Origin of the sequence: Gemmatimonas sp., from assembly GCF_046594945.1 — a bacterium.
In the GTDB taxonomy this organism is placed as follows: domain Bacteria; phylum Gemmatimonadota; class Gemmatimonadetes; order Gemmatimonadales; family Gemmatimonadaceae; genus Gemmatimonas.
Genome location: NZ_JBKJRB010000170.1, coordinates 34,292 through 44,137, shown reverse-complemented (window position 1 = coordinate 44,137; position 9,846 = coordinate 34,292). Strand labels below are relative to the sequence as shown.

Genomic DNA, 9,846 nt, shown 5'->3' with positions numbered 1-9,846 from the left:
GCCTGCATCGGCAGTCCCGCCTCGATGAGCGCGGCACGGCGGCGGTCGCGCTGCGCCTCGTACCACCCCATCAGCTTTTCGGTCTCCTCGCTCGACAGGTATGCTCCCTGAAGACGCGCAGGTTCGCTCTTGCCCGGCGGAATGAACAACATGTCACCGTTGCCCAGGAGCATCTCCGCCCCGCCGCCGTCGATGATCGTCCGGCTGTCGATCTGGCTCGCCACGCGGAAGGCGGTCCGGCTCGGGAAGTTCGCCTTGATGAGGCCCGTGATGACGTTCACCGACGGCCTTTGCGTTGCAAGGATGAGATGTATTCCAATGGCACGCGCCTTCTGCGCGAGCATCGCGATGGGCGTCTCCACCTCGCCCTGCACCGTCATCATCAAGTCCGCCATCTCGTCGATGATCACGACGATGTACGGGAGGATGTCGCCGCGGTAGACGTTGTCCTCGAAGGCGACGTCCGGCCGCCGGGGCAGCTTGAGCGGCGTGCTCTCCTCAACGCGCTTGTTGAAGTCCTGCACGTTGCGGCAGCCGTTCGCCGCCAACAGCTCGTAGCGCTCCTGCATCTCCATCACGGCCCACTTCAGCACCGCCGCCGCATCGCGATTGTCCGTGATCACCTTGTGGCGCATGTGCGGCAGGGTGTTGTACACCGACAGCTCGACCATCTTTGGATCCACCATCAGGAAGCGCAGCTTTCGCGGCGGATGGCGGTAGATGAGGCTGGTGATGATCGTGTTGACGCACACCGATTTTCCCGAGCCGGTGGAGCCCGCGATCAGCAGGTGCGGCATCTTCGCCAGGTCGGCGATTACGGCGCGCCCTTCGAGATCCTTACCCAGCGCGATCGGCAGCGCCGCGCGCATCTGCCGGAATTCTGCCGACTCGAGCACTTCGCGCAGCACCACCATTTCCGGCGTCGGATTGGGGACTTCAACGCCAACCGCGCCACGACCCGGAATCGGCGCCACGATGCGAATACTCGTCGCCCGCATTGCCAGGGCAAGATCATCGGCCAGTGCCGCGATCTGTCGCACCTTGACGCCGGGAGCCGGCTCGATCTCGAACTGCGTGACGGTCGGTCCCGTTGTGCGCCCGACCAACTCGCCGTCCACTTTGAACGTGCGGAGCGTGGTCATCAGCTTCTCACCGGCCAGGTCCAACTCGCGCTTGCCCACGTCAACGTTCCGCGCCGGCGCGGCCGTGAGCAAGTCGGTTGGTGGCAAGTCGTCGCTGAACGGCGACGGTTCCGACGAGGCATCGAGCGCCGCTTCTACGGCCGCGGCGACAGGGCGCGCCGCGTCCTTGGAACCTTTCTTTGCCTTCGCACTGTCGCGCCCCGCGTCCGGCGCGTAACGCGCGTCGGGCTTGTCGAGGGCCAATACATCACGCGCCAGTACCGGGTCGATGGCCGGCAGTTCGTTCGGCTCCGGCTCGAGCTGCTGTGCCAGCGTGGGCCGACGACGGCTGCTTACGACGGCCCGCGCACCAGCCTGGCTACCGTCCCCGCGATCGCCGTCGGCCTTTCGCGCACCGGGGCCCAGCAGCACACGGATCGGATTCCAGCGCAGCGTGGCGACGGTTAGGGCACTCGAGGCCAACAGGAAGAACACCCAGGCCCCGGCGGATCCGAGTCCTTTGCGCAGGTAGTGTGCGGCGAAGCTACCCCACAGACCGGAGCTGTCCGACGCCGACGGTTCGCCGCCTAGCGCCAGACCGATCGCCACCGGCGCCAACGTCACGGTCCCCGCGAACAGCACGCCCCAATCGCTGGCGTCGTCGGCACGCGCAATCCGGCCGAACAGCGTAAGGGCAACGACCAGACATCCCATCGCGACGATGGCCGCACCGGGTATGCCGACCGTGCTCACCAGGGCACAACGCGCCCAGGTGCCCGCGGGACCGAATACGCCGGTGGCCTCAAGACACAGCTGGCCGGCATCCGGTGCGTTGAAGAAGAGCGCACCGGTGAGGAACACCGCGAGCAGGGTCAGCGCGATCGCCGAAAGCTCCCGGCGCAGCACGGCGGGTTCCATGACTTAGTGTTCCGTGCGAGTCGCAGGCTCGAGCTGAAGTTGGCGATCGTGGTATCGCACGGCGCGTGCGTAGCGATCGAGCGTGAGACAGAGCTCAACGTCGTGCGCGAAGCCGGCCGCGATCAGCGACTTCGCGTGGCCGGCTTCGAGCGCCACGGAGGCAATCCCACCCTGGAACGGTCGCTCGGCCATTTCCGCCACGCGCGCACCATCCCCCCGCGTGACGCCCTCCAGCCCCGCGGTAATGCCCCGTACCAACCGCCCGGCACACACGACATCCTCCAGGGCCAGATGCCGCTCGTGGCCCGCACAGATGATCGTCACGTCTCCACTGTGCGTGATGGCAGACCGCACCGATGCCACCGTGGCGGCCGCGTTCACGAACGCCGCGAAGTAGCACACCCGTGCCCCATGCGCGGCGGCCAGTGCCGTGGTGCCGTTGGTTGTGGTGTAGAGAATCGTCCGTCCTTCTACCGACGCCGGTGTGTACTCGGCGGGAGAATTACCAAGGTCAAAGCCATCGATCCTCACCATCCGCCGTTCGCCGGCGAGTTGGACTTCTCCCCGGGCATACGCTTTCGCTCGTGACGCCGTTTCGTCGACGGTCTCGAACGGGATCACGGCGCGGGCGCCCGCCTCGAGCGCGGCCGCGACGGTGGTCGCCGCGCGCAGCACGTCGATTACCACGACCACTCGATCCGCTACATCGGCGGGCGCAACCTGCGCCTCGCCGAGCAGCACATCGATGCGCACTATGTCGGTTCCTTGAGCAGATCCGTCAACTCGACCTCAAGCCACTTGGTGTGCACCTTGCCCGCCTTGAAGTCGGGGTGCTGCATGACGCGAGCAAGGAACGGCACTGTGGTTTTCACGCCCTCGATCACGAAGCTCTCGAGCGCGATCTGCATGCGCTTGAGCGCCTCTTCGCGGGTGTTGCCCTGTACGATGAGCTTGGCGATCATCGAATCGTAGTACGGCGGCACCGTGTAGCCCGCGTATGCGTGGGTATCGACGCGCACGCCGGGTCCACCGGGCTGATGAAAGACTTCTAGCTTGCCCGGAGACGGCTGGAAATTGCGCGCCGGATCTTCGGCGTTCACGCGGCACTCGATCACGTGACCGCGGAAGGCGGGCGTCGACAACACCGACAGCGGAAGGCCGGAGGCCACCCGGATCTGCTCCTTCACGAGATCGACGCCGGTCAACATTTCGGTGACCGGATGCTCGACCTGAATACGCGTGTTCATCTCCATGAAGAAGAACGACCCGTCTTCGTCGAGGAGCATTTCCACCGTGCCGGCGCCGATATAGTTGATCGCCTTGGCTCCACGCACCGCTGCCTCACCCATCTTCTCGCGCAGTTCCGGCGTCATCACCGGGCAGGGGGCCTCTTCGATCAGCTTCTGGTGACGACGCTGCACCGAGCAATCGCGCTCACCGAGGTGAATCACGTTGCCGTGCATGTCACCCATGACCTGGAATTCCACGTGGCGCGGACGCTCGAGGAACTTTTCGACGTACACATCGCCATTGCCGAAGGCCGAGAGCGCCTCGGAGCGCGCGAGTTGGAAGGAGCGCAGGAAGTCATCGGGATCACGGGCGACGCGCATGCCCTTGCCACCACCGCCGGCCGAAGCCTTGATGATCACGGGGAAGCCGATGCCGCGGGCGAACTCCAGCGCCTCTTCCGGGTCGTCCACCGGGCCCGGCGAACCAGGTACGATTGGCACCCCACACTCGGCCATCGCCCGACGGGCGGATGCCTTGTCGCCCATGACGCGGATCTGTTCCGGGGTAGGGCCGATGAAGGCAATCCCCGACGCGCGGCAAGTTTCGGCGAACTCCGCGTTCTCCGCAAGGAAACCGTAGCCCGGATGGATCGCGTCGGCGCCGGTAATTTCGGCCGCCGCGATCAGTCGCGGGATCTTGAGGTACGAATCGCGACCCGGCGCGGGCCCGATACAGACGTCATCGTCGGCGAAGCGCACATGCAGCGACTCGCGGTCAGCCTCGGAATACACGGCGACCGTTTGTATATCGAGTTCACGGCAAGCGCGAATGACGCGGAGAGCGATCTCACCGCGGTTGGCGATCAGGACCTTTTTGAACATGCCGTATGGTGGCAGGGGCACAGCCCTGCCGCCAGTCCCGCCACCACCAATCAGGTGGCGGCGCTTCCCTGCCGGAACCCGTCCCAGTTGGTATCACTCGTACCGTCAACCCCCTGGATGCGGAGCGCGAACTCGGCGGGGTTGGTGGCGTAGAAGAGCGCATTCTCGTAGGAAATCACCCCACGCGAGTACCAGTTCATCAGCGACTGGTCGAAGCTCTGCATGCCGTACGCCATACTCCCCTCCTTGATCAGGTCCGGGATGTTTAGCGTGGCCGACAGGTCGCGAATCTGGTCGCGGACCGCCTCGGTGTTCACCAGCACTTCGCACGCGGGGACGCGACCCGGACGATCGGCCCGGGGCACCAGGCGAAGCGAAACGACCGACGAGAGCGCATTCGCGAGCGCGAAGCGCACTTCGTTCTGCTGGTGCGGCGGATAGAACGACAGGATGCGATTGATCGTGAGGGTCGCATCAGTGGTGTGCAGTGTCGAGAACACGAGGTGCCCGGTACCGGCGGCCTTGAGCGCGACATCAAGCGTCTCGAGATCGCGAATCTCGCCGATCATAATGACGTCGGGATCCTGACGCAGCACACGTCGCAGTGCCTGCGAGAACGACGCGGTGTCCGTTCCCACCTCACGCTGATTGATGTGACTCTGCACATCGCGGTGCACGAACTCGATCGGATCTTCGATCGTGATGATGTTTGCGCTGCGTCGCTCGTTGATATGATGCACCATGGCAGCCAGCGCGGTGCTTTTGCCGGATCCGGTCACGCCCGTGACCAGCACCAATCCGCGCGGCTTAAGCGCCAACTGTTCGAGCACCGGCGGCAGGTTCAGATCGCGAATCGATGCGGCGGCATGGGCGATCGCGCGCATCGCAAAGGCAACGGTGCCCTTCTGCTGATACACGTTGACGCGAAAGCGCCCGATACCCGGAACGTTGATCGCGAAGTCCGACTCGCGCATCTCCACGAACTCGCGCAACTGCGCAGGGGGCAGCAGATGCTCGGCGAGCGACCGGAGTTCCTCCGGTCGCATCGGCGGCATGTCCAGCGGGACGAGGTCCGAGTGCAATCGCAGCGTGGGTGGCCGTCCCACTTTGAGGTGCAAGTCGGACGCGCCCTCACGCACCATGCGCTGCAGTGCGGCCTTCAGATCAAGGCCCGAGCCAGGTGCCGTCGCCGTGACGGTAACTGGAGCGGCACCGGAGACCATCGTCATGTCATCGCGTCTCAGCCGGTCGGATCGATGCGGTAGAGCACTTGTCCGTATTCGACCGCGTGCGTCTCGGTGACGTTCACCTCGCGCACCACGCCGTCGAACTCGGACTCGAGCTCATTCATGATCTTCATCGCTTCGATGATGCAGACAATCTGACCCTTGCTGATGCGATCGCCGACGTTGACATACGGCTTCGCACCGGGCTCGGGGGCAGCATAGTACGTGCCCACCATCGGCGACTTGATCTCGAGGAGTGCAACCTTCGGAGCCTCGGCCTTCGGCGCCGCCGCCACACCCTCTCCGGCAGGACGCTCCGAACCAGCAGCGGGCAACACCGGGGCCATCGCGACGGGAGCGGCCATTTGAGGTGCGACCGTCATGGCCGCTACGCGCTGTTGGGAGCTCTTCGAGATTCGGAGCTTCATCCCCTTGTCAGAGGAGATCTCGATGGAATCCACCGTGGAGCCGTCGAGCATCTCGATCAGCTTCTTCACGTAGCGCAGGTCGATCATGGTGGGGGAGTCAAGGGGGATCATCGGCGCGGACTGCGTCGAGCGTACAAAAATCAGGAGAGTTCGTGCAGCTCCCGAGGGAATCCGGTGAGGACTCTCGGACCTGCGTCTGACAAGAACACGTCATCCTCGATTCTCACCCCACCCCATCCCGCCCGATAGATCCCGGGCTCAATCGTCACCACTGTTCCGGCAGCGAGGGGAGACTCGACGATACGGGCCAAGCGAGGTGCTTCGTGCACTTCCAGCCCGATCCCATGACCGAGCGAATGTCCGAACGCCTCACCAAATCCGCGAGCGGCAATGTAGTCTCTCGCGACCGCATCTGCAGCCATCCCCGTCATTCCGACCCGAAGCGAACCCGAAGCGCGTACGTTCGCTTCACGAACGATGTCGTAGACCTCTCGCTGCTCGTCAGACGCGCGCCCAAGGACGAAGGTGCGCGTGATATCGGAGCAGTAGCCCGCTGTCACGGCGCCGAAGTCGATCAGCACGAAATCGCCGCTTTCGAGCACCCGATTGCTGGCGCGCGCGTGCGGTAGTGCCGAACGCGGACCTGACGCCACGATACTGGGAAACGGATACTCCTCACTTCCTGCGTCGCGCAGGTGACGCTCGAGCATACCCGCCACCGACGTTTCCGTGAGCCCGGCGCGCAGCATCGGCACCGTCTGCCGCAATGCGATTTCCGCCATCGCAACGGCGCACTCAATGTGCGCCAGTTCACCGGCGTCCTTCACCGCGCGCCGCGATTCGACGAGATCGGTCGTTGGGCGCCAGGACCAGCGCGCGCCCTGCTCCAAAAGCCTCGCAAAATCGCGGTGCAATAGGTGCATGGACTCGAAGCCGATCCGCTCAACGCCACTCAGCGTCGCGAGCTGGGCCCACAGCCCGGTCCAGAGGTTCGTGCTCTCAATCCGCACGCTGGTCGACGACCCCAGCTCCGCCTCCACCTGCGTCGCGTACCGGAAGTCGGTGAGCAGGACGCAGTCCTTGGCCGTGACCACCAGCAGCGCATTGCTGCCGGAGAATCCCGTGAGATAGCGGACGTTCGGCCGCGACGTGACCAGCACGGCGTCGAGATCAGCCCTGGCCAACGCATCGCGAAGCGCCGCGAGACGCGCGGGCCGGGTGTCGCTTCCGATCGAATCGCCCCCCGCGCTCACGGGCGTCGACGCAGGGTCGCGACCAGACCGCGCAATGCGAACTCGTATCCGTCCGCACCAAGGCCTGTGACCGAACCGATCGCGGCGCTGGCGAGCATACTATGGTGCCGCTCCTGTTCACGCGCGTACACATTGGAGAGGTGGATCTCCACGAACGGGATCGACGTCGCCGTAAATGCATCGCGGAGTGCGAGGCTGGTGTGCGTATACGCACCGGCGTTCACCACCACGCCCTGCACCACGCCACGCCACGCGTGCAGGATATCGATCATCGTACCCTCGACATTCGACTGCGCGGTCTGCAGCTCGACGTCCAGTTCAGAGGCGACGCGCGTCAGGCCGGCGTTGATGTCATCGAGCGTGGCGGAGCCGTAAATCTGTGGCTCGCGCGTGCCCAACAAGTTGAGATTCGGTCCGTTCAGAATCCCGATGATCACGTATTGCCGAGCCCTTTGAGCCACGCGGAAAACTGCGCGAGATCGTCGCTCACCGTCGGCGTCGCGCCGTCACGAGCCGGATTCGCGGCCGGCGTGGGGCTGGGCAACGGCGCGTGATGTGGCGGCTCGGAAGTGGCAGGATCGGGGAAAAACCGATCGAAGGAAAAGGGTCCGACGGTCGCGTCAGTAACGGCCGACGTGGCAATCGGCGTCGCCGCTCGCATCGGCGTCAGAGCGCGGGGAGCGCCGCCGAGCATGGCTTCTTCAAACGGGAGTTCTCCACCGAAGTGCGTGCTCTCATCGATCGGCGCGAACGCATCGGCGAGCGCACGAGCCGCGAGATCATCGTGCATCGGCGCGTTTCCACCGAATAACGATGCCAGTCCATCGGCCGGTGTCTCTAGGGCGACTGAGGCGCGCGGCGGGGTCCGTCGCGGCACGCGCCGAGACGCGAGCTGCGCGAATCGCTCGCGCGCCGTGACCCGTTCGAGTGGCGGCTCGGCATCGGCCGAGGCCTCGAAGACCGGAGACGATATCGGCGTGAGCGACATCGGTGTGAACGACACGGGTGTCGCGAATGGTGGCGTCACGCGCGCCACAAACGCCGCAGCTCCCATCGCCGGCGTGACGACGGATGGCGATGCGTAGCCTGGGGTGGCAAAACGCGGGGTCGTGACGGCCGGCGTCGGGAATGCCGGCGCAACTGGCGCCAGTTCCGCAGCCAGCTGCTCCTGCAATTCGGCGCGCCGCGAGGAAAGCACGGGGTCGTAGGGACGACGGCGCACGAGTTCCTCGTACACCGACACCGCCCGCGCCGTGAATCCTTGCGACACGAGGAGTTCCCCCATCGTCTCGGTCACAAACGCGGGATTGTACTCCTCAGGCATCACGTCGGCGAAGCTCGCTTCTCGGGGCGCGGTTTCGGGATCCGCGTCGATCGCGGCGGACGCCTCGTCCGCGTAGCCAGCCTCGTCCGCCGGTTCGACCTCCGCGCCCGCGACGGGCTCGACGTCGCGCTCTGGCTCGGGCGCCGCGGCGAGCCACGGAAGCTCGCCCTCGACCGCTGATGTCGACACCGGTGCCGCGGCGACGATCCATTCAGGCTCTGCCTCGTCGATCTCGTCGAACGCTTCCTCGTCGGCCGCGGCTGGATCATCGACCTCCGCGTCCGCCACTACGACGACATCCTCCGCCTCGCGCGTGACGGCCATCTCGGACGGCGGCGCGTCCGACGGTGTGAACGGCGCGTCGATATCAGCGAACAGCGCGTCCTCATCGAACGCGGGCGTCGGGAGCGGATCGCCCGGCTCACTGCCGAAGGCGGCAACAGCGTCCGGTGTTATCGCCGCAACGACCGCGGGCGTCATGCTGCGTGGCGTCGCCATCCGCGCCACCAGTTCCGATGTGTCGGGCCAATCCGGCGCGATGAGCCCTTCCTCGAACGGCACCTCGTCGGTAGCCGCCGCGGTGAAGCCAAACGGATCGTCCTCTCCTGCATTTACCGTTTCCTGTTCGGCCTCAGCCGAGACAAGCGTTTCGGCCACGCGAGCGTCAGTGATCGCCGTCGCGGCACGTTCTGGCGCGACGGCCGCTTCCACAGCCGAAGCCGCCATCTCGTGGTGGGCTTCGATTCCGGCCGCTTCGATGGCGTCGAGGTCGAGCAGGTCAGGCTCGCGAACCTCGGAAGCATCGACCGACGGCATGGGCGCGTCCACATGCTCCGGCGGCGGCGCGTCAGGCTCACGCAGTCGCGCATTGATCTCATCGAAGTCGACGGCGCGCAGTGCGGCGTCCGGCGTCGGGATGGCGCCGAGTCCAATCGGCGCTACGGAAAACGCCGGCGTGAAGGACGGCGCTGCGGTGGGCAGGGAAAGCGTGGGCGGAACGAAGAACGCAGATGGCGTAGGCGCCTCAGGCTCGGGCTCGAACACGACCGGCATGACATACACCGGTGTGACCAACGTCATCAACTGCGCGGCGATGTCATCGTTGCGCGGGTCCGCCTCAAGCACACGCTCGTACCAGCGGCGCGCACCCGCGGAGTCCCCTTCCCACTTGGCGATGTCGCCTAGGTGGCGGAGCGCCTTCAGATTTTCCGGGTCGAGGGCCAAGGCTTGCTCGAACACAATGCGCGCCTGGGACAGATCGCCCGACTCGTACAGTGCCTGACCAAACACGATGTACCCGCTCATGTGCTCGGGCTGCTTGGGCAGGAACTCGCGGCAGAGGGCAATAGCCTCCGACAGGTTCCCTGCTTTTCGCAGCTCGTTCGCCAACGGGGCGAAGTAGCGACGCGGGTTTTCCTCGAACTTTTTCCGGAGCTCGTCGATCCGGGCAGCAGTGCTCATCCGT

Annotated in this window: 8 protein-coding genes; all 8 read right to left on the bottom strand. The window is 65.5% G+C overall.

Features of this window, described 5'->3' with window-relative positions:
• A partial coding sequence (locus ACLL97_RS20880; protein ID WP_411282410.1) for a DNA translocase FtsK occupies positions 1-2,039 on the bottom strand: 2,039 nt, incomplete at its 3' end.
• A 3-nt stretch (positions 2,040-2,042) separates the two neighbouring features.
• Positions 2,043-2,792, bottom strand: a complete 750-nt coding sequence (locus ACLL97_RS20875) for a 2-phosphosulfolactate phosphatase (RefSeq protein ID WP_411282409.1) — start codon at positions 2,790-2,792, stop codon at positions 2,043-2,045.
• Complete coding sequence (gene accC, locus ACLL97_RS20870; RefSeq protein ID WP_411282408.1) at positions 2,792-4,150, bottom strand: acetyl-CoA carboxylase biotin carboxylase subunit; 1,359 nt, start codon at positions 4,148-4,150, stop codon at positions 2,792-2,794. The genes ACLL97_RS20875 and accC overlap by 1 nt, the downstream gene beginning before the upstream one ends.
• Positions 4,151-4,200: 50 nt before the next feature.
• On the bottom strand, positions 4,201-5,379 hold the full coding sequence (locus tag ACLL97_RS20865) for a type IV pilus twitching motility protein PilT (RefSeq protein ID WP_411282407.1): 1,179 nt from the start codon (positions 5,377-5,379) through the stop codon (positions 4,201-4,203).
• 11 nt (positions 5,380-5,390) lie between these two features.
• Positions 5,391-5,891 carry an acetyl-CoA carboxylase biotin carboxyl carrier protein gene (accB, locus tag ACLL97_RS20860; protein WP_411282406.1) on the bottom strand — a complete coding sequence of 167 codons (501 nt, stop codon included), beginning with the start codon at positions 5,889-5,891 and terminating at the stop codon, positions 5,391-5,393.
• Between the two features lie 53 nt (positions 5,892-5,944).
• Positions 5,945-7,057, bottom strand: a complete 1,113-nt coding sequence (locus ACLL97_RS20855) for a M24 family metallopeptidase (protein ID WP_411282405.1) — start codon at positions 7,055-7,057, stop codon at positions 5,945-5,947.
• Positions 7,054-7,494 (bottom strand): type II 3-dehydroquinate dehydratase, encoded by a 441-nt coding sequence (aroQ, locus tag ACLL97_RS20850; RefSeq protein ID WP_411282414.1) that lies wholly within the window; start codon positions 7,492-7,494, stop codon positions 7,054-7,056. The genes ACLL97_RS20855 and aroQ overlap by 4 nt, the downstream gene beginning before the upstream one ends.
• Positions 7,491-9,842, bottom strand: a complete 2,352-nt coding sequence (locus ACLL97_RS20845; RefSeq protein ID WP_411282404.1) for a tetratricopeptide repeat protein — start codon at positions 9,840-9,842, stop codon at positions 7,491-7,493. Before ACLL97_RS20845 ends, aroQ begins: the two co-directional genes overlap by 4 nt.
• Positions 9,843-9,846 lie beyond the last annotated feature (4 nt).

Coding starts and splice junctions, on each gene's coding strand:
- accC (WP_411282408.1), bottom strand. CDS start 4,150: ATGTTCAAAAAGGTCCTGATCGCCAACCGCGGTGAGATCGCTCTCCGC.
- ACLL97_RS20865 (WP_411282407.1), bottom strand. CDS start 5,379: ATGACGATGGTCTCCGGTGCCGCTCCAGTTACCGTCACGGCGACGGCA.
- ACLL97_RS20845 (WP_411282404.1), bottom strand. CDS start 9,842: ATGAGCACTGCTGCCCGGATCGACGAGCTCCGGAAAAAGTTCGAGGAA.
- accB (WP_411282406.1), bottom strand. CDS start 5,891: ATGATCGACCTGCGCTACGTGAAGAAGCTGATCGAGATGCTCGACGGC.